This is a genomic window from Brevundimonas sp. 374 (genome assembly GCF_900102995.1).
GTDB lineage: Bacteria > Pseudomonadota > Alphaproteobacteria > Caulobacterales > Caulobacteraceae > Brevundimonas > Brevundimonas vesicularis_C.
The window spans coordinates 13,337-34,436 of record NZ_FNKT01000006.1 but is presented as its reverse complement, the minus strand read 5'-3'; the positions used below and the strand labels follow the sequence as shown (position 1 = coordinate 34,436).

Sequence of the window (21,100 nt, the reverse complement as noted above, 5' to 3'; positions counted from 1 at the left end):
AGGCGAGGCACAGCGTGACGAGGTTCGCCTGCCTCTGGCGATCACACCCTTTTTGCCCTATGTGGCAGCGATGATTTCTCCCTCAGATCGCGTATTCGACGTCGTCGTCATCGGCGGCGGCCACGCCGGCTGTGAAGCGGCGGCGGCGTCCGCGCGGGCGGGCGCCCGCACCGTCTTGCTCACCCAGAAGGTGGAGACGATTGGCGAGATGTCGTGCAACCCGGCTATTGGGGGGCTGGGGAAGGGGCATCTCGTTCGCGAGATCGACGCAATGGACGGCGTGATGGGACGGCTGGCCGATGTGTCAGGCATCCAATTCCGCCTCCTGAATCGATCCAAGGGCGCCGCCGTCAGGGGCCCGCGCAGCCAGATCGACCGACGCCTCTATCGCGAGGCCATGCAGGCCGAACTGCAAGGGACGCCCAATCTGACCCTGATGGCCGGGACGGCCGAGCGGCTTGTCCTTGAAGGCGACCGTGTGGTCGGCGTCGTGACCGGCGCGGGAGAGACGGTTCGCGCTGGGGCGGTCGTCCTGACGACCGGCACCTTCCTGAATGGCGTCATCCATCGCGGCGATGAACGCATCCCGTCGGGGCGGCATGGTGAGGAGCCCTCGACGGGTCTGGCCGCCGATCTTCATGCCGCCGACCTGATGATGGGACGTCTGAAGACAGGCACGCCCGCACGCCTCGACGGTCGGACGATCGCCTGGGAGCGTCTGGAAATGCAGCAGGCGGACGAGGCGCCGTCAGCCTTTTCCTTCCTGACCGACCGGATTGACGTGCCCCAGATCGCCTGCGGCGTGACCCACACGACGGAGGAGACCCATCGGATCATCGCTGAGAATCTCGGCGAGAGCGCCGTCTATGGCGGCAAGCTGTCGGGGCGGGGCCCGCGATATTGTCCGTCGATCGAAGACAAGGTCGTTCGGTTCGCCGACAAGACGAGCCATCAGATCTTCCTGGAGCCGGAAGGATTGGACGATCCGACGGTCTATCCGAACGGCATCTCAACCTCGGTGTCGGAGCCGACGCAGCTCGCCTTCCTGCGAACCATCCCGGGATTGGAAGCGGTCGAGGTGTTTCGATACGGCTACGCCATCGAATACGACTATGTCGACCCGCGCGAGCTGACGGCCGCGCTGGAGGTGAAGAAGCGTCCGGGACTATATCTCGCCGGACAGATCAACGGCACGACCGGCTATGAGGAGGCCGCGGCGCAGGGGCTGATGGCGGGACTGAACGCCGCGCGTTCAGCGGCGGGCCAGGAGCCGGTGATCCTGGGGCGTGATCAGGCCTATATCGGCGTCATGATCGACGACCTGGTGACGCGCGGCGTTACCGAACCGTACCGTATGTTCACCAGCCGGGCGGAATATCGGCTGACGCTGCGAGCCGACAACGCCGACCTCCGGATCACACCCCTTGCGATCGAGCTGGGCATTGTCGGGGGGGAGCGGCGGATTCGTTTTGAAGCGAAGGCTTCGGCGCTTGCGGCAGCCAGCACTGTTTCACGTGAAACACTTTTCACGCCCAATGAGGCCGGCGCGCTAGGCATCTCGGTCAATGCTGATGGTCGTCGGCGCTCGATGCGCGAACTGCTGGCTTTCCCCGATGTGACCTTGGAGCATTTCATCTCGGCAGTGCCCGTCATCGCCGATTGGACCGATGACGTCCACGAGCAGGTCCAGATCGACGCCGCCTATGCCAACTATCTGGATCGACAGTCGCAGGATGCGGATGCGCTGAGGGCGGAAGAGGGGCTGATGCTTCCGACCGATCTCGACTATGGCGCCGTTGGCGGTCTGTCGAACGAGGTGAAGGAAAAGCTGGCGCGCGTCCAACCGCGCACCTTGGGCCAAGCCGGTCGGATCGAGGGCATGACACCCGGCGCTTTGACGGCGCTTTTGGCCTATGTGAAGCGCGCACCCAAGGCGTCGGTCGCAGCTTGATGTTGGAGGCTGAACAAAAGGCGTTCCGTGCACGCGCCAATGCGTCAGCGGAACAGATCGCCGATCTTGAAGCCTTTCGACTGAGATTGGTCGAGGCCAATGCGGTGATGAATCTAGTGGGACCGGACAGTCTGCCGGACTTCTGGAACCGCCATGTCTGGGATAGTGCGCAACTGCTTGATCTGGCGCCGGACGCGAAGACCTGGGCGGATCTGGGGGCAGGGGCCGGCTTTCCCGGACTGGTTCTTTCCATCATGCTGAAGGGGCGGGAAGGGGCGCATGTCTGGCTGATCGACAGCTTGGCAAAGCGCTGCCGGTTTCTTCAGGAGGTGGTGGATGCGCTGTCCTTGCCGGCGACGGTCATCGTCGGCCGGGCTGAGGCGCAGTCTGTGACGTGTGACATCGTCACCGCACGTGCCGTGGCACCCATGGAGAAACTGCTGGGTTATGCACAGCCCTACTTCCAAAGAGGTGCACAAGGTCTGTTCCTGAAAGGGGAACGTGCCGAATCCGAGTTGATCGAAGCGCGGAAATCCTGGCATTTCGAGGCTGAACTGGCCCCGTCGCAAAGCGACGTGCGCGGCCGCATCGTGACAATCCGGAGCCTCCGCCGTGCCCGCTCAACGCGCTAGAAAGCCCGCCCGCGTCCTCGCCGTGTCCAACCAGAAGGGCGGGGTCGGCAAGACGACGACGGCGATCAACCTCGGCACCGCCCTGGCCGCCATCGGCGAGCGCGTGCTGATCGTGGATATGGACCCGCAGGGTAATGCCTCGACGGGTCTGGGTGTTCCACGTGAAACACGGCGCGTCACCATCTACGACGTCGTGGTGGATCAGCGCTCCATCGCCGATGCCTCGGTGCAGACGACGGTGCCGGGTCTGTGGATCGTGCCCGCCGACGCCGACATGTCGGGCGTCGAGATCGAACTCAGCCAGGCGGATCGCCGGTCCTATCGGCTGCGCGACGCCCTGCGCGCCCACGACGATGGCCCTACCGCGTATGACTATGTGCTGATCGACTGCCCCCCGTCGCTGAACTTGCTGACTTTGAATGCGATGGCGGCGGCGGATGCGGTGCTGGTGCCGCTGCAATGCGAGTTCTTCGCCCTGGAAGGCCTGAGCCAGCTGATGCGCACCATCGATATGGTCAAGCACAGCCTCAATCCATCGCTGGAAATCCAGGGCCTGGTTCTGACCATGTTCGACCGTCGTAGCGCCCTGTCGGGACAGGTGGCGAACGACGTCCGGGCCCACTTCGGCGACAAGGTCTATGAGAGCGTGATCCCGCGTAACGTCCGCGTCGCCGAGGCGCCGTCGTTCGGCAAGCCCGCGCTGATCTATGACCTGAAGTGCGCCGGCAGCCAGGCCTATCTACGGCTGGCCAAGGAAGTGGTGAAGCGCGAACGCCAGCGGCTGAAGCTGGCCGCCTGAAATCTATTGGAAACGGAACAGTATCTTGGCTGAACGACAAAGAGGTCTGGGCCGCGGCCTGTCGGCGTTAATGGGACAGGACGCCGAGGCTCCGGTCGCATCCGACGCGCCCGTGCCCGCCGGCGTGCAACGCGTGCCGATCGAAAGCCTGAAGCCCAATCCGGACCAGCCGCGCAAGACCTTCCGCCAGGAGGATCTGGAGGAGCTGACCGCCTCGATCCGCGACAAGGGCGTGCTACAGCCGATCCTGGTGCGGACCCAACCGGGTGAGGACGGCGTCTGGCAGATCATCGCCGGCGAACGCCGCTGGCGCGCGTCACAGGCGGCGCGCCTGACCGAAGTGCCGATCGTGGTCCACGAAATGGACGACGTCGAGGTGTTCGAGGTCGCCATCGTCGAGAACGTCCAGCGCGCGGACCTGAATCCTCTGGAAGAGGCCGAAGCCTACCGCGTGCTGATGGAGCGCTTCGGGCGGACGCAGGATGCGGTGGCGGGCGTGGTCGGCAAGAGCCGCAGCCATGTGGCCAACACCATGCGCCTGCTGCAACTGCCTGAGCGGGTGCTGTTCTATGTGCGCGAGGGCAAGCTGTCTGCGGGTCACGCCCGGGCGCTGATCAACACACCCGATCCGGGCCAGTTGGCGGACATCGCCTTCGTGGATGGTCTGAGCGTTCGTGAGACCGAGGCCCTGGCGCGCCGCGCGGTCGAGGGGCCGAAGCCGACGAAGGCCAAGTCGGCGCCGGCGGCCGGAAGCGGGGAGGGGGCGGCCGATGTCGCCGCCCTTCAGCAGGATCTGGCCGACGCGCTGGGCCTGAAGGTGCAGTTGTCGGACAAGGGCGGTAAGGGTGAACTGACGATCGGCTACGGCTCGCTGGAGCAGCTCGACGACCTGTGCCGCCGTTTGATGCGCGGCTGAGCGGCGGACTGTGCTAGGGTGTCGATATGACTCAAGACACGACACCCACCGCCGCCGAAAAGCTGAAACAGGCGCTCGCCGCCAAGAAGGCCAAGGCGGGCCATGGGTTCAACGCCCAACCGGGCGCCAAGGCCGAAGAGAAGGCTGTGTCGGCGCGCAACGTCGCCATGGCCCAGCCCGCCTTCCGCAAGGCGTCCAAGCGCGGCTAGGGCTACAGCCCCAGCCGTCTGGCGCGACCAGCGATTTCCAGCAGCAGGCGTTCGGCGATCAGTTGGTCCGGCATTCCGGTCGTCTTGGTGGCGACATCGGCCGTGTTGATGCTGTCCAAGACTTCGTCCAGGGCTTCGAGCCGCCAAGATCGCGCCTGACGCAGCATTTCCGCCTCCTGTTTCCAGAAGACGCCGGCGGCCTTTGCGGCCTCCTTGGCGTTTGCGCCGTTGGCCTGCAAGATGTTGATCCGGCGTAGCTTTCCGAGATGGATCGCGGCGGAGCGAACGGCGAGCACCGACGATTCGCCCTCGGCGAAGGCGCGCCTGAGCCCCGCCTGCGCCGGGCCGGGACGCGCGCCGAAAGCCTGAAGCGCCGCATCCGACAGGGAGGCGTCCGGCTCGACGCCCAGATGGTGCTCGAGCGCGTCCATATCCAGAGTCTTGCCGGAGCCGGGGCCGATGAACAGGGCCAGTCGCTCGATCTCCTGCCGCATCAAGCCCCGCTCGCGCGGCAGGCGGGCGACGAAACGGTCCAGGGCGTCGGAGGTCAGGCCCACCTTGTCGGCGGCCAGGGCTTCACGGACCATGCGGGCGACATCGCCGGTTTCGTCCTCGTAGCAGACGATGCCGACCGCGCCGTTTTCCTTCTCGGCCGCCTTTCTGAGCGCGGATTCGCGGCCCAGCTGGTCGGCCTCGACCACCATCATGGCGTCGGGATTGTAGCCGCCGTCGGCGTGGATCTTCAGCGCGGCTGCGACAGCCTTGTCCACGCCGGGCTTCAGCGCCGACAGACGGATGCGCACCAGACGACGGCCGCCCATCAGGGACATGGCCGTCAGCGCTTCTTCCAGCTTCGTTTCATCGCCATCGATGTCGCTGTCGGTCAGGACGGTGACGTTGAAGGGGTCGTTCAGGTCGGGCGTGACCGTTTTGCACAACACCTCGGCCCGCTCGGCGACGCCCGACCGGTCCTTGCCGTGGATCACCGCCGCCCGGATCGCCGGATCGGGCGCCTTCAGGAAGCGATCGATCTCGGGGCGTTTGGCCAAGATCACGGGTTCGACAGCGCCTGCATAAGATCCAGTCGGATCAGGCGAGCCAGTTCGGCCGCGGCGCGCTCCTCGCCGTCCTGCTGGGCGGCGATGGCGGCATAAGGCTGGTCGGCGGTGGCGTAGGTCGTGGTGACCGTTTCCGTGCCGCTGACAGGCGTTCCCCCGGCGGCCGGGGTCAGGGTCCAGGTCGCCTTGACCGTCAGCTCATAGCGGGTGGCGGTGTCGTCGATGCGGCGACCCAGCGAGCGGCGGTTCTGCTGGACCTCTGTCGTCAGACGATACAGCGGCGTCGCGCCGCGATCCCAGGCGAGGACGTCTTCCAGCTGCTCGCGCAGGCGATAGCCAAGGCGGTCATCCTGGGTCGTGACGGCGATCCGGCGCAGGGAAGAACCCACGGCCGGCTCGGCGTACATGGGCGTGAAGCCGCAGGCGGAAACCGCCAGAGACGCGAGAACCGCGCAAGCCGCCGCAATACGCATCAGCCGGCCACCAGATTGACGATGCGGTCCTTGACCACGACGATCTTCTTCACACTCAAACCCTCCAGCCGCGCCTTGACCGTTTCGTCGGCCAGGACCAGGGCTTCGACCTCGGACGGCTCCATGCCGCGCGGCACGCGGATTTCCGCGCGACGCTTGCCGTTGATCTGGATGGGTAGAACCACCTCATCGTCGGCCGCGAGCGCAGCGTCCCACACGGGCCACGGCGCGTCCAGAACCATCCCGTCTTCCCCCAGGCGCGTCCAGGCCTCTTCGGCCAGGTGCGGGGTGAAGGGGGCGATCAGACGGGCCAGCGCCGACAGGGCCTGACGCTTGGCGTCGCCGCCAGCCTGTGCGGTGTCGCGAATGGTGGCGACGAAGGCGTAGAGCTTGGCGATGGCCGAGTTAAAGCGGAAGCCTTCGACCCCTTCGGACACGGCCTTGATGGCCTTGTGCGTCTCGCGCAGCAGGTCGGCGTTGGCCTTGTCCTCGCCGGCGAAACCGGCGTCATAGGTGTCGAACAGGGTCCAGGCGCGCTGGACGAAGCGGCTGGCGCCCTCCACGCCGCCAGGGGTCCATTGCACGTCCCGCTCGGGCGGGCTGTCGGACAGGACGAACAGGCGACCGGCGTCCACGCCGTGGCTTTCCAGGATTTCGGCCGGAGCGACGACGTTCTTCTTGGACTTGGACATCTTCTCGATGTCGCCGATGACCAGGGTCTCGCCGGTCGAAAGCTGGCGGGCCGAGCGGATGCCGTTGTCGTTCTTGAGCTCCACGTCGGTCGGCTCGACCCAGGCGCCGTCGGCGCGGCGATAAGTTTCGTGGACAACCATGCCCTGGGTGAACAGGCCGGCGAACGGCTCCTTTACCGACAGCATGCCGGCGTCGGACAGGGCGCGGGTGATGAAGCGGGCGTACAGCAGGTGCAGGACCGCGTGCTCGACCCCGCCGATATACTGATCGACGGCCAGCCAACGGTCGGCGGCGGCCTTATCGATGGGGGCCTCGGCCGTCGGATCGGTAAAGCGGGCGAAATACCAGCTGGAATCGACGAAGGTGTCGAGCGTGTCGGTCTCGCGCGTAGCATCCGCGCCGCACGACGGGCATTTGACGTGCTTCCAGGTCGCGTGACGCGCCAAAGGATTGCCCGGCACGTCGAAGGTCACATCATCGGGCAGGACCACCGGCAACTGATCGGCGGGCACCTCGACGACGCCGCAGGACGGGCAGTGGATGATCGGGATCGGGCAACCCCAATACCGTTGGCGCGAAACACCCCAGTCGCGCAGGCGATAGATGGTCTCGGCGCGGCCCTGGCCTGCGGCCTCCACCTTGGCGATCGCGGCGGCCTTGGCGGCCTCGACGTCCATGCCGTTAAGGAAGTCGGAGTTGAAGATGCGGCCGGGGCCGACATAGGCCTCGGTTCCGATCTCGACCGTGTCGGCGTCGTCGGGCTTGACCACAGGCGTCACCGGCAGATCGTATTTGCGGGCGAAGTCGAGGTCGCGCTGGTCATGGGCCGGGCACCCGAAGATGGCGCCCGAACCATAGGTCGACAGCACGAAGTTGGCGGCCCAGACCGGCAGGGTCTTGTCCGGATCGAAGGGGTGGCGGACGCGAACGCCCAGATCCACGCCCAGCTTCTCGGCCTTTTCGATCTCGGCTTCGCTGGTGCCCGTCTGAGCACAGGCCTTGATGAACTCCGCCACGTCCGGTCGGTGTTCGGCGATGGCCTTTGTCAGGGGATGGTCGGGCGCCAGGGCCAGGAAGCTGGCCCCGAACAGGGTGTCGGGGCGGGTGGTGTAGACCTCGATCGGATCGCGGGCGTGATTGGGTTCGCCCTCGGGGGAGGCGGGCAGGAAGGCCGGCGCCTCGGCGATGTCCCACCACAGGGTCGCGCCCTTGGACTTGCCGATCCAGTTCTCCTGCATCAGCCGAACCTTTTCCGGCCAGCGGTCCAGGGTCTTCAGGCCGTCGATCAGGTCGTCCGCATAGTCGGTGATGCGCAGGAACCACTGGTTCAGCTTGCGCTTCTCGACCAAGGCGCCCGAGCGCCAGCCGCGTCCATCGATCACCTGTTCGTTGGCGAGGACCGTGTTGTCGACGGGATCCCAGTTGACCACCGCATCCTTGCGATAAACCAGACCGCGCCGATACAGCTCCAAGAACCAGGCCTGCTGCTTGCCGTAGTATTCCGGGTCGCAGGTGGCGAACTCGCGCGACCAATCCAGCGACAGACCCAGCAGCTTCAGCTGCTCGCGCATGTTGGCGATGTTGGAATAGGTCCAGCCCTTGGGATGGATGCCGCGCTCCATGGCCGCGTTTTCGGCCGGCATGCCGAAGGCATCCCAGCCCATCGGGTGCAGAACATCGTACCCTTGCGCGCGCTTGGACCGCGCCACCACGTCGCCCATCACATAGTTGCGGGCGTGACCCATGTGGATGTTGCCCGACGGATAGGGGAACATCTCGAGCACGTAATATTTCGGCCGGCCGGTGTCCTTCGTGACGAAGGCGGAAGCCTCGGCCCATCGGGCCTGCTGGCGGGGTTCGGCGGTCTTGGGTTCGTAACGGGCCACGGTCGTCCTGAAAGTCGAAAGGGCGCTGACGCCCTCCCGGCTCAACTAGCCCGAAGGACGACAGCGCCCAAGAAGTAATGCGTTTCGGCGTTCCCAGCAGGTCTGACGAAACTAAACCAGTAGGCGCTCAAGTAGCCCAAAGGGCGGTAGCGCCTAGAAATAAAGCGAGCGTCGGCTTTAGCCGGCGTTCGACAGGTTCAGCTGGCGCGCCTTGGTCAGGATGGCGTTTTCCAGATCGGCCTCGGTCTGGGCGGCAACCGGGGCGGCGGTCCACTGACCATCGGCGCCCTTCACTTCCTTGGTCACCGTGACGTTCAGCGCGTCGGCGCGCAGACGGGTGTCCAAGATGAAGACGGTCGCCTTGAAGCGCTCGTTCGGCGTCTGGGGGTTGATGTACCAGTCATAGTTGATGACGCCGCCCCACGGATCGGCGGTCAGCAGCGGCATGAAGCTGAGGGTGTCGAGCGAGGCGCGCCACAGGAAGGCGTTGACGCCGATGCCCTGTTGCACGTTCGTCTTGGGCGCAGACTTCTTGCCGCCGACGAAGGGAATGCTCGAGCAGGCCGACAGGGACGCGCCCAGGGCCACGCCCGAGACCAGCACGACCGCGACGTTCCGAACCAGGGCCTTGTTGAGGCTCATCAAGAGAAGTCTCCGTAAACTCAGGGACGTGAGAGCCCTCGCCCGCACGCGCGCACGGCATGAGAAATGCCGACTGCCAGGCTCTATAACACGGCGAAAAGGGGCGATGACAAGGCGAAGTCGGTTCCCGTCGCATCGCACGTCGCGGTGTTTTGTGAAGGGCATGTGAGATTTCGCCGGAATCCGCCTGAATCCCGTGACGCTTGAGACACATACGCCGACAACAATGTGCGGGAACCTTGTTATCGCCGGCTCATTGCGTTGACCGCGTAGACACCCGGTGTCTAATCGCGGGGCTCACGACCATATAAGGTCGGTTCAGGGTTGAAACGCCGCCTCATGGCGGGGTTCGAAGGATTTGGTATGCGGTTCGGTGGTTTCCTGGCTGTGATGGTGGCGACGACGGCGATGGCAGCGTCGACGTCGGCGCTCGCCCAAAGCACATCCACCGTTTCCCTTTCGGAGGCCCAGGCGGCGCAGCGCAACGCGCCGGCGCCGCAGCGTCGCGGTCTGCGCCTCAACGACCGTGGCCGCTGGGGTCTGGATTTCAACCTGAATCAGCCCGTGGGTCGCGAGACCGACTGGGGTGATGTCGAGGCCGGCGCCTATTACCGCCTGAACGACCGTCTGCGTGTGGGCGCCGCCGCCGCCGTCAGCTCGCCGGAAGCCGATCCGGCCCGCGCGCCCGAAACCAACGGCCGGGCCCAGCCCCGCGTCCGTCTGGAAACCATCTTCAAGTTCTGATTTCGACCGGTCAGCGAAACGCTGACTGAATCGCATTCACCGCTGCTAAGCCGCATGCGCCTGTGCGTGCAAGCGTTGCGGCGTTCTCTGGCGTGACGCCGCCCAGCGCATAGACCGGCAGGCCGGCGGCTTTCACATGCTGTTCGAATGCAGTGACGCCCAATGCGGCTTTACCGGCGGACGCGCCGCCCGCCGAAAACACCGGCGACAGGATCAGGGCGTTCAGGTCTTCGGGCGCGGCCGAAGAGCCATGCCAGGCCGCCGTCAGGATCCAGCCAGGTCGGTCCGAGCGGATGCGCGCTGCTTGGTCCGCCGCCCGTTCGGGCAGGTGTAGCCCGTCGGCGTCGATCGCCTCGGCCAGATCAGGGTCCAGCCCAACCAGCAATTTCACGTCCCGACCGGCCGTCGCATCCCGAAGCCGATGCCCCGTCTCGACGGCATTGGAGGCGCCAAAGGCGCGATAGACCACCGCCGAGCCGGCGGGCAGGCGCGCCGCCGTCTCCCACGGTCTGGGCGTGCGATCCGGGTCGGTGAAGAACAGCATCGGCGGCAAGGCTGCGGCTGCCGGGCTGACAGCGGCGGCGGCGCGGTTTAGAGCGGTCGCGGCGTTCCAGAGCGCGCGCGCATCGTCGCTGTAACCGGCCGGCAGGATCATGACCTCTTCTTCCTCCGCTTTTTCCGCCCCGTCCATCGCCGAAAGGGTCGCCGAGGTGCAGGCGCGTATCGACGCCGCCTGCCATGCAGCCGGTCGGGATCCAGCGGATGTGACCCTGACCGCCGTCTCCAAGACGCAAGCCCCCGAGGCCATCGACGCCATACTGGCGACGGGTCAGCGGATCTTCGGCGAGAACCGGGTGCAGGAGGCGCAGGGCCGTTGGGCTGACCGTCGCGGGGAACTGCCGGGTCTGGAACTGCGGCTGATAGGCCCGTTGCAGACCAACAAGGCCGAGGATGCAGTCGCCCTGTTCGACGTGATCGAAACCCTGGACCGTGAAAAACTGGCGCGAGACTTGGCGCAGGCGGGCGAAAAGCGCGGCCGATCGCCGCGCGTCCTGGTCCAGGTGAACACGGGCGCGGAGCCCCAGAAGGCCGGGGTCCTGCCCGATGCCGCCGACGCCCTGATCGAAGCGGCCCGCGACACCTATGGGCTGACGGTCGAGGGTCTGATGTGCATTCCCCCGGCGGATCAGGACGCAGAGCCGCATTTTCAGATGTTGCGGGCCATGGCCGAACGCAACGGCTTGTCGGTCCTGTCGATGGGTATGAGCGGCGACTACGAGACCGCCATCCGGTGCGGCGCGACGCACGTCAGGGTCGGAACGGCCTTGTTCGGGGAACGAAATCGACCCGAAACGCCCTCTAGCTCGTAACCCGATGTGAATATTCGCACCCCCAAGCCTTGGCGCGGGGGCCAAGCCTCGCCATTGTCTGTCCCATGCCTACGCCCAAGACCATTCTGATCATCGACGACGACGACGACCTGCGCGAGGCCCTGGCCGAGCAGCTGAACCTGCACGAGGAGTTTCGCACCCAGCAGGCGTCGACCGCCACGGACGGGGTGCGGATGGGGCGCGAGATCCGCGCCGACCTGATCCTGCTGGACGTCGATCTGCCCGACATGGATGGCCGCGAGGCCTGTCGCCTGTTGCGCAAGGACGGGGTTTCGACCCCGGTGATCATGTTGACGGCGCAATCGGCGGACGCCGACGCCATCCTGGGTCTGGACGCCGGGGCCAACGACTATGTCACCAAGCCCTTCCGGTTCGCCGTGCTGCTGGCGCGCATCCGCGCCCATCTGCGCAGCCATGAACAGTCGGAAGACGCCGTCTTCACCATCGGCCCCTACGAGTTCCGGCCCGCCGCCAAGGTGCTGATGGACTCAAAGGGCAAGAAGGTGCGGTTGACCGAGAAGGAAACTAATATCCTGAAATACCTCTATCGCGCCGGGGCCAAACCGGTGTCGCGCGAAGAGTTGCTGACCGAGGTCTGGGGCTACAACGCCGGGGTCACGACCCATACGCTGGAAACCCATATCTATCGCCTGCGCCAGAAGATCGAACCGGAACCGGGCCATGCGCGTCTGCTGCTGACCGATGCGGGCGGGTATCGACTTCAACCCTGAAAGCGCCTGGACGACAGCGTTCGCGCAGGCGATGAAACGGCATGATCGCCGCCTTCGCCCTCGCCGCCTTGCTCCAGCAATCACCGATGCCGTCCGTGGCGCCGGACGGCGTATTCCGATCGCGCGGCTATGGCCTGGTGATCGTCCGCGCCGGGCAAGACCTCCGGGTCTATCACGAGGCTGGCGGGGTCTGCTGGCCCGACCCTGATGGGGAAGATCTGAAAGACAGCTTCGCCGCCGTCGTCGCCGTGGCTGGCGGCATAGGCTTGACCGAAGCGCACGACGATCAGGCGAGCATCTATGTGTTCGACAGGCTGCCGGCTTTGCCCCCGGCCTGCCAACATCCAGATTCGAGCGACCGTGCCGCCGTCCTGGCCATCTCGGATTTGATGCAGGCCTACTATCCCGGTTTCGAGGCTCGAAAGATCGATTTCCAAGCCCGTCGCAGCGAGGTGCTTAGGCGTCTTTCACAGACGCCAACCCCCCTCAGGCGTTCGCCGCCGCCGCCGACCTTCTATCAGGACTGGATGACGCACATATCGAACTGAGCGCAGAAATCGAAGGCCGCGATCAGGACCTTCAGGTGTCGAGCGGACGAACCCTGGACGCGGTCAACGCCCGCTCCGAGCCAAGACCCGAGAGAGCGTGGCTGGGCGCGTGGCGCGAAGGCGTCCTTCAGACCATCCTTGACGGTGAAGGTCACGCCGTCGCCAACAATCGGGTCTTCTGGGATGTGAACGACGGCGTAGGCTATCTGGCGATCGTGACCATGGGAGGGTTCGACGCCGAGGACGCCGCTTCCACAGAGCCGCTGGAAGCCGCGCTGGACGAAGCGATGATCGCTTTCGACGGGACGCGAGCAGTCATCGTGGACGTGTCCAACAATCGCGGCGGTTATGACTCTGTCAGCCGGTTGATCGCGTCGCGTTTCGCCGACCAGCCGCGCGTCGCCTACACCAAGAGGGGCTGGGGATCGGGCGTCGCTCCGCAGGTCGTGGAGGTGCGACCCTCGGATCGACCGGGCTATCACGGCCCTGTCTGGCTTCTGACCAGCGATATCACCGTCAGCGCCGGCGAGACATTCAGCCAGATGATGACGGTTCTGCCCAATGTCACGCACGCCGGGACCCGGACGAGAGGCGCGTTTTCGGATCAGAGCCCCGTGGTTCTCGCCAATGGTTGGCGCTTCGCCATGCCCATGGAGCTTTACGTCGATCCGCAAGGCCATCTGCTTGAAGGACGCGGGCTGACGCCGCAGGTCCGCATCGACCTCTATCCCGAGGGCGATCTGGACCATGGTCACGCCAAGGCCGTGAAGGCCTTGATGCGACGACTTTCGCATTAGGCCGCTTCACCTCGATCAAACCGGCGGACGGCCCAAGGCTGACGGAAGTTATCGGCGGATCGTGAAAAGCGGCAGGAAGACGTGGACCAGCGGGCCGATGGCCAGGGCGTAGAGCACCGTGCCCACCCCGACCGAGCCGCCCAACAGCCAGCCGACGGCGATAACGGCTAGTTCGATGGCCGTCCGCACCCATTTCACCGGCCAGCCTGTGCGCGCAACGATGCCGGTCATCAGGCCGTCGCGGGGGCCGGGACCGAGGCCTGCGCCGATATAGGCCCCGCTGGCCACGCCGTTCAGGACGATGCCGCCGATCAGTAGGCCGGCCCGGAGCGGTAGGTCCAGGTCGGACGGGATCCAGTCCAGGCCGAAATTGGCGACCGTGCCGATGACCAGCACATTGGCGACGGTCCCGATCCCTGGCTTCTGGCGCAGGGGAATCCATAGCAGCAACACGGCCATACCGATCAGATTGACCACCAGACCGAAGTTGATCCCGGCGGGTTTCGCAAACCGCTCGAACACCCCTTGGTTCAGCACATCCCACGGATCCAACCCGAGATCGGCGCGGACGATCAGGGCGATGGACAGGCCGTAGAGAAAAAGGCCGGCGAAGAGCTGGATCAGGCGACGGGTCATAAATCGATCTGATGCGCCAAACTGGCTATCGAAAATAGAGCCAGTTATGCCATTCTGGCCTCATGTCGTCGCGGTCGATCGGTCTTGTTTCTCTAACGCGCCATCTCGGCGCCTGGCGGTCGCCGGGCGCGGGCGCGGCCTATCGACAGCTGGCGGGTGCGGTACGACTGCTGATTCTGGACGGACGACTGCCTTTGGCGGCGCGGTTACCGGGCGAGCGGGAACTGGCCCAAGCGCTGGGCTTGAGCCGAACGACCGTCTCGGCCGCCTACGGACGCTTGCGGGATGACGAGTTCCTGACTGGCGGGCAGGGCGCCGCTGCACGCACCAGCCTGCCGAACGGACCGACGCCACGTCACGAGGCGACGCAAACGGACAAGCCCGGCCTGATCGACTTGACCGCCGCCGTCCTGCCGGCCGATCCCAATGTGCATGCGGCCTATGTGCGGGCGCTGGAGCGGTTGCCGGCGAACCTGCCAGGACATGGTTATGAGACGGCGGGGCTGGAGGAACTGCGTGAGGCGGTGGCGGCCGGCTATCGGCGGCGCGGCCTGGCGACCTCGTCGGGGCAGATTCTGATCACGCATGGCGCGCACAACGGACTGGTCCATCTGCTGCGCCTGACGACGCGCCCCGGCGCCCCGGTGGTGTTCGACCATCCCACCTATCCGCAGGCGATCGACGCCATCCTGGCGGCGGGCGGTCGCGCCGTGCCCGTCGCCTTGCCGGACGGCGAGGGCGAGGAGGGTTGGGATGTCGAGGGTCTGATTGCGGCCTGCCGAAGCAGCAACGCGGCGATGGCCTATCTGGTGCTGGACCACAACAATCCGACCGGGCGGATGATGCGAGCGGCGGACCGGACGCGCTTGCTGGCGGGGCTGAAGGGGTCGGAGACTCTGCTGGTGCTGGACGAGACCCTGGTCGAACTGACCTTGAGCGGACCGCCGGCGCTCAGCGCCTCGGCCGTCGATGCGCCGCGGATCGTCAGACTGGGTTCGATGTCCAAGAGCGTGTGGGGTGGTTTGCGGATCGGTTGGATTCGCGCTGACCGGGCGGTGATCCAACGTCTGGCCCAAAGTCGCGCCAGCTTCGATCTGGGCGTTCCGATCCTGGAGCAGCTGGCGGCGGTCGAACTTTTGAACGACGGCGGCAAGGCCTTGGCGGCGCGCCGGCCCCTCTTGCGCGCCCGGCGGGATCATCTGCGGGCGCGGCTCGCTGAAAAACTGCCTGACTGGGTCTGTCCGCGCCCGGCTGGAGGCCTGTCTCTATGGGCGCGGCTGCCGCAGCCGATCAGTTCCGCTCTCACGATCGCGGCCGAGGCCGAAGGCCTGCGCCTCGCCGCCGGTCCGCGATTCGGCGTCGATGGCGCCTTCGAACGCCGGCTGCGCCTGCCCTATACTTTGCCGGAAGATCAGCTGGACGAGGCGGTGATCCGGCTCGGGCGCGCCGCCAGAAAGGTCGGCCGGGGGCGAAAGGCGCCGGCGTCGGTCAAGCCGGTCGCCGTCTATTGAGGATCAGACGTCCAGATCGACCGTGACCGGCGCATGGTCGCTGGGACGATCCCACTCGCGGACATCGTCGTGGATGCGGGCGGTGTCCTTCACCACGGCGGGGGTCAGGCCGGGCGACGTCCAGATGTGGTCCAGGCGCAGACCGCGATTCGATTTGCGGAAGTCGGCGGCGCGATAGCTCCACCAGCTGGCCAGTTTCTGGGGCTCAGGGAAACGGTCGCGCAGCACATCGGCGAAACCGCCCGTCTCCTGAAGCCGGTTCAGGGTCTCCACCTCGATCGGCGTGTGGCTGACGATCTTGGACATATAACGGTGGTTCCAGACATCGCCCTCTCCCGGTGCGATGTTGAAGTCGCCGGCCATGACCAGAGGGCGAGACCTGTCCTGCCTGGCCACGATGGCGGTCAGCTGTTCGTAGAAGTCCATCTTGTGATCGAACTTGGGGTTCAGGGCCCGGTCGGGAACGTCGCCGCCGGCCGGGATATAGAAGTTCTGCACATCGATGCCGGACACGCGGGCCGAGACGCAGCGCGCATGACCCAGTTTGCAGACTTGGAATGTGTCGCTGTCCTCAAGGGGCAGGCGGCTGGCGATCGCGACGCCGTGCCAGCCCTTCTGGCCCGCCACGCGAAGGTGGGGCAGGCCCATCTCCTCGAAGGCGCCGCGCGGGAACTGGTCCGTGGTGCATTTGATCTCCTGCAGCATCAGGACATCTGGCGCGCGTTCGGCGACGAAACGGGCGACCTGGTCGATGCGCAGGCGGACGGAGTTGATGTTCCAGGTGGCGAGGCGAAGGGTCATGCCCCCGTCTAGCAGGCGCGCGGCGTAAAAAAAGCCCGGCCGCGACGGGCCGGGCTCTGGGAGGTTCGTCTCTCTCGCCGCCGGGGAGGGGGATATTCCAGGGCGGTAGAACGGCCGCCGCCGTTCCTGTGCTCAAAGTGTCACTGGTGAGCATAAAAGTCAAACCGTCACAATCGACGCTTGCGCGTGCTGATTATGAAACAGTCAGGACGCGGATCAGTCTCGCGGCGTTTGCGCCTGCGGCGCCGTCGCCCATTCGCCGCGCCAGTCGTAGCTGAGCGTCACGCAGTGCCGATAGGCGCCGTCCGACCACCGACCCACAGCCTGCATGGTCAGGGGACGGGGCGCACGCACGCGGCCCATGATCAGCCAAACCTCGTCGGCGCCGGGACACAGGGCGCGCGACAGGCCGCGGCCGTCGCCATCCTGATCGATGGCGTAGATGTCGTTTTCCTCAGCGCCTTGCGGCAAAACGCGTCGCGCGGCGTCCGGTCCGCCGCGCGTGAAGCCCGCAGTGCCGCGTGCAGTAGTGGAGAACAGACGCTCGACCTGCACCGCGCCGAACAGACCGCGCCGCACCTGCAAGGTGACGCCCTTGGTCAGCGCCTGGGTTATTCTGTCCGATGCATTATAGGCCAGGTAGCGGGTGTCCGCATGGGCGGGCGCCGCCGCCGAACCAACGGCGATCAGGGCGAGAGCGGTGGCGGTGATACGGCGCATACGTTTCTCTTCCTCAGGTTTTGCGGCGAGAACGGGGCCTGACCCGATCAGTGCTCGCCGAGGCAGCGCAGCGCGACCTCGAGATTGCGCAGACCGTCTTCGCCGGTGACGGCCGGTGTTTCGCCGGTCGTGATGGCGCGGGCGAAGGCCTCCAGTTCTTTTTTCAGCGGTTCGGCCGGCCAGCTGTTCAGCATCCGGGTCGAATAGGAGCCGTCCGGTTGCTGGCCGAAATATTCGGTGACCTGGCGCGTGATCAGATCGGCGACGATGAATTTGGTTTTGGTCGCGACCTGCAGCGTGCGGGTCTTGTAGGGGGTGACCCAGTTGGTGGTGATGTGGGCGATCACCCCGCTGTCCAGGCGGAACTGAAGCAAGGCCGTGTCCTCGCGGTCCGCGCGCGTGCGGGCCAGTTGCGGCTGGACCTCGACGATCTCGGAGCCCGTCAGGTGTCGGATGATGTCGATGTCGTGCACCGCCAGGTCGATGACCACGCCGACCTCGCCCATGCGGGGCGGGAAGGGACCGACGCGGGTTATCTGGATCGAGATGATGTCGTCGTCGGCGACGGCGCGCTTGACGGTTTCGACCGCAGGATTGAAGCGCTCGACCTGACCGACCATCAGAACGCGGTCATTGGCCTTGGCCGCATCGATCATGCGCTGGGCGTCGGCGACGCTGGCGGCGATCGGCTTTTCCACCAGAACGTGGACGCCCTTTTCCAGCAGGGCGACGCCGATTTCGGCGTGGAATCGGTTGGGCGTGGCGACGATGGCGGCGTCCAGACCGGCATCGACGAAGGCTTCAGCCGCCGTGACGGGCGATGCGCCATACGCGGCGGCGACGCCCTCGGCCGTCACCGCATCGGGATCGAAGACGGTGGTCAGATCGAACTCGCGCATCTCGGCCGCGACGCGCGCATGGTTGCGGCCCATGACACCGACGCCGGCGACGCCGATCTTGAGGGCGGGAGTATTCGGCATCGGCTTAGCCCTTGTAGCTGGCGACGGCGGCGACGACCTTGTCCTGGGTCGCCTCGTCCAGATCGGCGTGCATCGGCAGGCTGAGGACCCGGTCCCTCAGTCGTTCGGTGACGGGCAGGCCACCCGCGCCCTGCGGGAAGCGCTGATAGGCCGGCTGCATGTGCATCGGCACCGGATAATAGACGGCGGTGGGCACGCCGCGATCCTTCAGGTGCGCGGCCAGCCCGTCGCGATCCTCATGCTCGATCGTGTATTGCGCCCAGATGGAAACGCCGCCGTCGATGACGTGGGGCACGGCCGAGACATGGGGTGCGAGGCGTTCGTTGTAGCGGGCGGCGATCCGGTTGCGCCACTCGATCTCCTGACCGAAGACCTTCAGCTTCTCGATCAGGATGGCGGCCTGGATGGTGTCCAGCCGGCTGTTCATGCCGATGCGCATGGCCAGATATTTGGGGTCGTGGGCGAAGGCGGCGGCGCCGGCCTCCAGGTCCTTGGCGACGACCTTGCCGTGCACGCGAAGGGAATCCATTTCCTGAGCCAGATCGTCGTCGTCTGTCAGCACCGCCCCGCCGTCGCCGTAGCAGCCCAAAGGCTTGGCCGGGAAGAAGCTGGTCGTGGTGACATCGGCCCACTTCAGCGGATGGTCGCCGTTCAGGGTGCATCCGAAGCCCTGCGCCGAATCCGAGATCAGCTTGAGCCCGTGGCGGTCGCAGATAGCGCGGATGGCGGGATAGTCGGCCGGCTGACCAAACAGATCGACGGCGATGACCACCTTGGGCGTCAGGCGACCTTCGGCCTTGACCGCTTCGATGGCCGCCTCAAGCTTGGCCGGGTCCATATTGTAGGTGTGGGCGTCGACGTCCACGAACACGGGCGAGGCGCCCAGCCACGGCACGACCTCGGCCGTGGCCGTGAAGGTGAAGCTGGGGCAGAAGACGGCGTCGCCGGTGCGAACGCCCCAGGCGATCAACGGCAGGATCAGGGCGTCGGTGCCGTTGCCGCAGCCCAAGGCGTGTTTGGCCTGACCGAAGGCGGCGAGGTCGGCCTCGAACTGGCGGACCTGCGGACCCATGACCCAGGCGCCGCCGACAACGGCTTCCTGAACGGCGGCCTCGATCTTGCCGCCGAGGCGCTGGCGCTGGGCCTGAAGGTCGATGAAGGGGATCATGGGGGACGCTCTCCACGGGGGAATCGGGGGCGGCGGCCGGACAGGCGGGCCGCGAATGTCGGGTCGTCCTAGCAAGATCGGGCGCGCGGGCCAAATCGCGCGGCGTCACATCGCGTTGCCCTTTGCTACCGCACACAGGTCTTGGCGCCCGTCGGCTTGCGGCCTAAGCCAGCGCCATGACGACGCTTTCCGCCACCCGGACCAGGGTCTCGAACTGGCTGTTCGACCATGTCCTGCCGCTGTGGGCCGAGCGGGGCGTGGACGCTCAGGGGCGCTTCTTCGAGCAACTGGATTTCGACGGCCGGCCGGTGACCGGCCTTCGTCGTCGCACGCGGGTTCAGGCGCGTCAGATCTATGTGTTCTGCGAAGCGGCCGCCTTGGGATGGGCGCAGGGCCGTGCGGTGGCCAAGGCCGGGCTGGATCAACTGATAGCCGACCGCCGGCGTGACGACGGCCTCTGGGTCTCGGCGACCGATGACGACGGCGTGGTGGTCGATGAGACGCCCGATCTCTACGACCTGGCCTTCGTCCTGTTCGCGCTCGCGGCGGCGAACCGCGTCCTGGATGATGCGCGAGCGCGGCCTCTGGCGCTTGAGACGCTGGCTGCGATCGATCGGTTGATGGCGTCTTCGCAGGGAGGATGGGAAGAGGCTTTGCCGCCACGCCTGCCGCGTCGTCAAAATCCCCACATGCATATGCTGGAGGCCACGCTCGCCTGGCAGGCGATTGCGCCCGATCCCGCGTTCGAGGCGGCGGCGCGGGTGTCGCTGGACCTGTGCAAACACCGCTTCCTGATCGACGGCGCGATCCGCGAATACTTCACCGAGGACTGGTCCGCCGATCCGGCGACGGGTCGTGTGATCGAGCCGGGCCACCTCGAAGAATGGGCCTGGCTGCTGAAACAGGCCGGGGACGACTCAGATTTGGCCGCGGCGCTGCATCGTCGAGCGGCGGCGCAGGGTTATCGCGACGGGTTCGCCATCCGTGAGATCGGCCCGACGGGAGAGGTGCTGGATGACGGACGCCGTCTTTGGGCCCAAACCGAGGCCATCCGCACGGGGTTGAGTTTTGGCGACGCAGGCGTTTCGGCAATGATCGCCGCCGTGTTCGACACGCATCTGGCCACCGCTGTGCCGGGCCTCTGGGTGGACAGCTACGACGCCCAAGGCCGCTCGCACGATGCGGCGGCGCCCGCCTCCAGCCTCTACCACCTGATGACCGCCTTTTCTGAACTGCTTCGGAGCAACGCATGACCCGCTGGCCCGCCGCCTTTCTGGATCGGGACGGGGTGCTGATCGAGGACAGCGGTTATCCGCATCGTCCGGAGCATCTGACGCTGATCCCGGGCGCGGCGGCGGCGGTGCGGCGGTTGAACCAGGCCGGTTATCGCACCGTGATCGTGACGAACCAGTCGGGTGTGGCGCGAGGCCTGTTCAGCGAAGAGACGATGAACGCCTTCAACGATCTGCTGGTCGCGCGACTGGCCGAAAAGGGGGCGATCATCGACGCCGTCTATTCCGCGCCCTTCCATCCCGAGGCGATCGAGGCGCGCTATCGCCATCCCGACCACCCTGATCGCAAGCCCAATCCGGGCATGTTGCTGCGCGCCATCGAAGAGCATGATCTGGACCCGACGCAGTCATTCATCGTCGGCGATCAGAAGCGGGATCTGCAGGCCGGTGAGCGGGCCGGGGTGGCGGGCTACCTTTTCAAAGGCGGAGATCTGGACGCCTTCGTGCGCGATGTGGTCGGTCTCTAAGACCGGGCGTCGCATTTCCTCGCTTGGTGAATTATTTTGAGCCAAAATCGGAGGA

Annotated in this window: 23 protein-coding genes; 13 read left to right on the top strand and 10 right to left on the bottom strand. The window is 66.1% G+C overall.

The genetic code is table 11. The features are described 5' to 3' along the window. The first annotated feature begins 70 nt into the window (after nt 1-70). From mnmG to BLR19_RS13040, 5 genes are read left to right on the top strand one after another with little or no spacing between them, the layout of a single operon-like run. Complete coding sequence (gene mnmG, locus BLR19_RS13060) at nt 71-1,951, top strand: tRNA uridine-5-carboxymethylaminomethyl(34) synthesis enzyme MnmG (RefSeq protein ID WP_091751848.1); 1,881 nt, start codon at nt 71-73, stop codon at nt 1,949-1,951. Continuing rightward, nucleotides 1,951-2,583 (top strand): 16S rRNA (guanine(527)-N(7))-methyltransferase RsmG, encoded by a 633-nt coding sequence (gene rsmG / locus BLR19_RS13055; RefSeq protein ID WP_091751845.1) that lies wholly within the window; start codon nt 1,951-1,953, stop codon nt 2,581-2,583. Before mnmG ends, rsmG begins: the two co-directional genes overlap by 1 nt. Further along, nucleotides 2,564-3,382 carry a ParA family protein gene (locus BLR19_RS13050; RefSeq protein WP_039246649.1) on the top strand — a complete coding sequence of 273 codons (819 nt, stop codon included), beginning with the start codon at nt 2,564-2,566 and terminating at the stop codon, nt 3,380-3,382. The genes rsmG and BLR19_RS13050 overlap by 20 nt, the downstream gene beginning before the upstream one ends. 25 nt (nt 3,383-3,407) lie before the next feature. Then, nucleotides 3,408-4,298: a ParB/RepB/Spo0J family partition protein gene (locus BLR19_RS13045; protein ID WP_091751842.1), complete on the top strand. Its 891-nt coding sequence runs from the start codon at nt 3,408-3,410 to the stop codon at nt 4,296-4,298. A 26-nt stretch (nt 4,299-4,324) separates the two neighbouring features. Next, complete coding sequence (locus tag BLR19_RS13040; protein ID WP_091751839.1) at nt 4,325-4,507, top strand: hypothetical protein; 183 nt, start codon at nt 4,325-4,327, stop codon at nt 4,505-4,507. Nucleotides 4,508-4,509: 2 nt separating this feature from the next. Here the strand turns inward: BLR19_RS13040 and holA are convergent, their stop codons facing one another. The 4 genes from holA to BLR19_RS13020 all read right to left on the bottom strand — a co-directional run bounded on the left by holA (nt 4,510) and on the right by BLR19_RS13020 (nt 9,259). After that, a complete protein-coding gene (holA, locus tag BLR19_RS13035) occupies nt 4,510-5,562 on the bottom strand; it encodes a DNA polymerase III subunit delta (RefSeq protein ID WP_066553619.1) in 1,053 nt (350 codons plus the stop codon). After that, nucleotides 5,559-6,038: an LPS assembly lipoprotein LptE gene (lptE, locus tag BLR19_RS13030; protein WP_091751836.1), complete on the bottom strand. Its 480-nt coding sequence runs from the start codon at nt 6,036-6,038 to the stop codon at nt 5,559-5,561. Before lptE ends, holA begins: the two co-directional genes overlap by 4 nt. Continuing rightward, nucleotides 6,038-8,617 carry a leucine--tRNA ligase gene (leuS, locus tag BLR19_RS13025; RefSeq protein ID WP_091752097.1) on the bottom strand — a complete coding sequence of 860 codons (2,580 nt, stop codon included), beginning with the start codon at nt 8,615-8,617 and terminating at the stop codon, nt 6,038-6,040. The genes lptE and leuS overlap by 1 nt, the downstream gene beginning before the upstream one ends. Before the next feature lie 177 nt (nt 8,618-8,794). Next, the gene (locus BLR19_RS13020; protein WP_017505409.1) at nt 8,795-9,259 is read right to left on the bottom strand and encodes a DUF3576 domain-containing protein; all 465 of its coding nucleotides are present in this window, start codon (nt 9,257-9,259) and stop codon (nt 8,795-8,797) included. A gap of 363 nt (nt 9,260-9,622) precedes the next feature. On the opposite strand from BLR19_RS13020, the gene BLR19_RS13015 reads away from it, so the two are divergent. Next, entirely contained in the window at nt 9,623-10,003 is a 381-nt protein-coding gene (locus BLR19_RS13015; protein WP_091751833.1) for an NtrZ family periplasmic regulatory protein, read from the top strand. 10 nt (nt 10,004-10,013) lie between these two features. Here BLR19_RS13015 and BLR19_RS13010 read toward each other — a convergent pair whose 3' ends face one another. Further along, nucleotides 10,014-10,658: a thiamine phosphate synthase gene (locus tag BLR19_RS13010; RefSeq protein WP_218119425.1), complete on the bottom strand. Its 645-nt coding sequence runs from the start codon at nt 10,656-10,658 to the stop codon at nt 10,014-10,016. On the opposite strand from BLR19_RS13010, the gene BLR19_RS13005 reads away from it, so the two are divergent. From BLR19_RS13005 to BLR19_RS12990, 4 genes are all read left to right on the top strand, one after another. Next, the gene (locus BLR19_RS13005; protein ID WP_091751830.1) at nt 10,657-11,373 is read left to right on the top strand and encodes a YggS family pyridoxal phosphate-dependent enzyme; all 717 of its coding nucleotides are present in this window, start codon (nt 10,657-10,659) and stop codon (nt 11,371-11,373) included. The two genes, BLR19_RS13010 and BLR19_RS13005, sit on opposite strands and share 2 nt — an antisense overlap. Nucleotides 11,374-11,438: 65 nt before the next feature. Then, nucleotides 11,439-12,125 carry a response regulator transcription factor gene (locus BLR19_RS13000; RefSeq protein ID WP_039246636.1) on the top strand — a complete coding sequence of 229 codons (687 nt, stop codon included), beginning with the start codon at nt 11,439-11,441 and terminating at the stop codon, nt 12,123-12,125. Between the two features lie 41 nt (nt 12,126-12,166). After that, entirely contained in the window at nt 12,167-12,673 is a 507-nt protein-coding gene (locus BLR19_RS12995; RefSeq protein WP_091751827.1) for a hypothetical protein, read from the top strand. A gap of 35 nt (nt 12,674-12,708) precedes the next feature. Next, on the top strand, nt 12,709-13,470 hold the full coding sequence (locus tag BLR19_RS12990; RefSeq protein ID WP_091751824.1) for a S41 family peptidase: 762 nt from the start codon (nt 12,709-12,711) through the stop codon (nt 13,468-13,470). Between the two features lie 48 nt (nt 13,471-13,518). On the opposite strand, the gene BLR19_RS12985 is transcribed toward BLR19_RS12990, so the two are convergent. Further along, complete coding sequence (locus BLR19_RS12985) at nt 13,519-14,106, bottom strand: membrane protein YczE (protein WP_091751821.1); 588 nt, start codon at nt 14,104-14,106, stop codon at nt 13,519-13,521. Between the two features lie 62 nt (nt 14,107-14,168). On the opposite strand from BLR19_RS12985, the gene BLR19_RS12980 reads away from it, so the two are divergent. Next, complete coding sequence (locus tag BLR19_RS12980; RefSeq protein ID WP_091751818.1) at nt 14,169-15,617, top strand: MocR-like transcription factor YczR; 1,449 nt, start codon at nt 14,169-14,171, stop codon at nt 15,615-15,617. 3 nt (nt 15,618-15,620) lie between these two features. Here the strand turns inward: BLR19_RS12980 and BLR19_RS12975 are convergent, their stop codons facing one another. From BLR19_RS12975 to BLR19_RS12960, 4 genes are all read right to left on the bottom strand, one after another. Then, nucleotides 15,621-16,418, bottom strand: coding sequence for an exodeoxyribonuclease III (locus BLR19_RS12975; RefSeq protein WP_091751815.1), 798 nt, complete (start codon nt 16,416-16,418; stop codon nt 15,621-15,623). 216 nt (nt 16,419-16,634) lie between these two features. After that, nucleotides 16,635-17,138, bottom strand: a complete 504-nt coding sequence (locus BLR19_RS12970; RefSeq protein WP_045810938.1) for a hypothetical protein — start codon at nt 17,136-17,138, stop codon at nt 16,635-16,637. Nucleotides 17,139-17,185: 47 nt separating this feature from the next. After that, entirely contained in the window at nt 17,186-18,118 is a 933-nt protein-coding gene (locus tag BLR19_RS12965; protein ID WP_091751812.1) for a Gfo/Idh/MocA family protein, read from the bottom strand. A gap of 4 nt (nt 18,119-18,122) precedes the next feature. After that, nucleotides 18,123-19,286, bottom strand: coding sequence for a DegT/DnrJ/EryC1/StrS family aminotransferase (locus BLR19_RS12960; RefSeq protein WP_091751808.1), 1,164 nt, complete (start codon nt 19,284-19,286; stop codon nt 18,123-18,125). A 176-nt stretch (nt 19,287-19,462) separates the two neighbouring features. On the opposite strand from BLR19_RS12960, the gene BLR19_RS12955 reads away from it, so the two are divergent. Further along, nucleotides 19,463-20,539 carry an AGE family epimerase/isomerase gene (locus BLR19_RS12955; protein ID WP_091751805.1) on the top strand — a complete coding sequence of 359 codons (1,077 nt, stop codon included), beginning with the start codon at nt 19,463-19,465 and terminating at the stop codon, nt 20,537-20,539. After that, entirely contained in the window at nt 20,536-21,045 is a 510-nt protein-coding gene (locus BLR19_RS12950; RefSeq protein ID WP_091751802.1) for a D-glycero-alpha-D-manno-heptose-1,7-bisphosphate 7-phosphatase, read from the top strand. The genes BLR19_RS12955 and BLR19_RS12950 overlap by 4 nt, the downstream gene beginning before the upstream one ends. Nucleotides 21,046-21,100 lie beyond the last annotated feature (55 nt).

What these genes read in the sequence shown, in the direction of transcription:
- BLR19_RS13020 (WP_017505409.1), bottom strand. Translation starts at nt 9,259, where the DNA reads ATGAGCCTCAACAAGGCCCTGGTTCGGAACGTCGCGGTCGTGCTGGTC.
- BLR19_RS13010 (WP_218119425.1), bottom strand. Translation starts at nt 10,658, where the DNA reads ATGATCCTGCCGGCCGGTTACAGCGACGATGCGCGCGCGCTCTGGAAC.
- BLR19_RS13000 (WP_039246636.1), top strand. Translation starts at nt 11,439, where the DNA reads ATGCCTACGCCCAAGACCATTCTGATCATCGACGACGACGACGACCTG.
- BLR19_RS12995 (WP_091751827.1), top strand. Translation starts at nt 12,167, where the DNA reads ATGATCGCCGCCTTCGCCCTCGCCGCCTTGCTCCAGCAATCACCGATG.
- BLR19_RS12960 (WP_091751808.1), bottom strand. Translation starts at nt 19,286, where the DNA reads ATGATCCCCTTCATCGACCTTCAGGCCCAGCGCCAGCGCCTCGGCGGC.
- BLR19_RS12950 (WP_091751802.1), top strand. Translation starts at nt 20,536, where the DNA reads ATGACCCGCTGGCCCGCCGCCTTTCTGGATCGGGACGGGGTGCTGATC.
- lptE (WP_091751836.1), bottom strand. Translation starts at nt 6,038, where the DNA reads ATGCGTATTGCGGCGGCTTGCGCGGTTCTCGCGTCTCTGGCGGTTTCC.
- BLR19_RS12955 (WP_091751805.1), top strand. Translation starts at nt 19,463, where the DNA reads ATGACGACGCTTTCCGCCACCCGGACCAGGGTCTCGAACTGGCTGTTC.
- rsmG (WP_091751845.1), top strand. Translation starts at nt 1,951, where the DNA reads ATGTTGGAGGCTGAACAAAAGGCGTTCCGTGCACGCGCCAATGCGTCA.
- BLR19_RS12980 (WP_091751818.1), top strand. Translation starts at nt 14,169, where the DNA reads ATGTCGTCGCGGTCGATCGGTCTTGTTTCTCTAACGCGCCATCTCGGC.
- BLR19_RS12965 (WP_091751812.1), bottom strand. Translation starts at nt 18,118, where the DNA reads ATGCCGAATACTCCCGCCCTCAAGATCGGCGTCGCCGGCGTCGGTGTC.
- mnmG (WP_091751848.1), top strand. Translation starts at nt 71, where the DNA reads ATGATTTCTCCCTCAGATCGCGTATTCGACGTCGTCGTCATCGGCGGC.
- BLR19_RS13015 (WP_091751833.1), top strand. Translation starts at nt 9,623, where the DNA reads ATGCGGTTCGGTGGTTTCCTGGCTGTGATGGTGGCGACGACGGCGATG.
- BLR19_RS12970 (WP_045810938.1), bottom strand. Translation starts at nt 17,138, where the DNA reads ATGCGCCGTATCACCGCCACCGCTCTCGCCCTGATCGCCGTTGGTTCG.
- BLR19_RS12985 (WP_091751821.1), bottom strand. Translation starts at nt 14,106, where the DNA reads ATGACCCGTCGCCTGATCCAGCTCTTCGCCGGCCTTTTTCTCTACGGC.
- BLR19_RS13005 (WP_091751830.1), top strand. Translation starts at nt 10,657, where the DNA reads ATGACCTCTTCTTCCTCCGCTTTTTCCGCCCCGTCCATCGCCGAAAGG.
- BLR19_RS13040 (WP_091751839.1), top strand. Translation starts at nt 4,325, where the DNA reads ATGACTCAAGACACGACACCCACCGCCGCCGAAAAGCTGAAACAGGCG.
- BLR19_RS12975 (WP_091751815.1), bottom strand. Translation starts at nt 16,418, where the DNA reads ATGACCCTTCGCCTCGCCACCTGGAACATCAACTCCGTCCGCCTGCGC.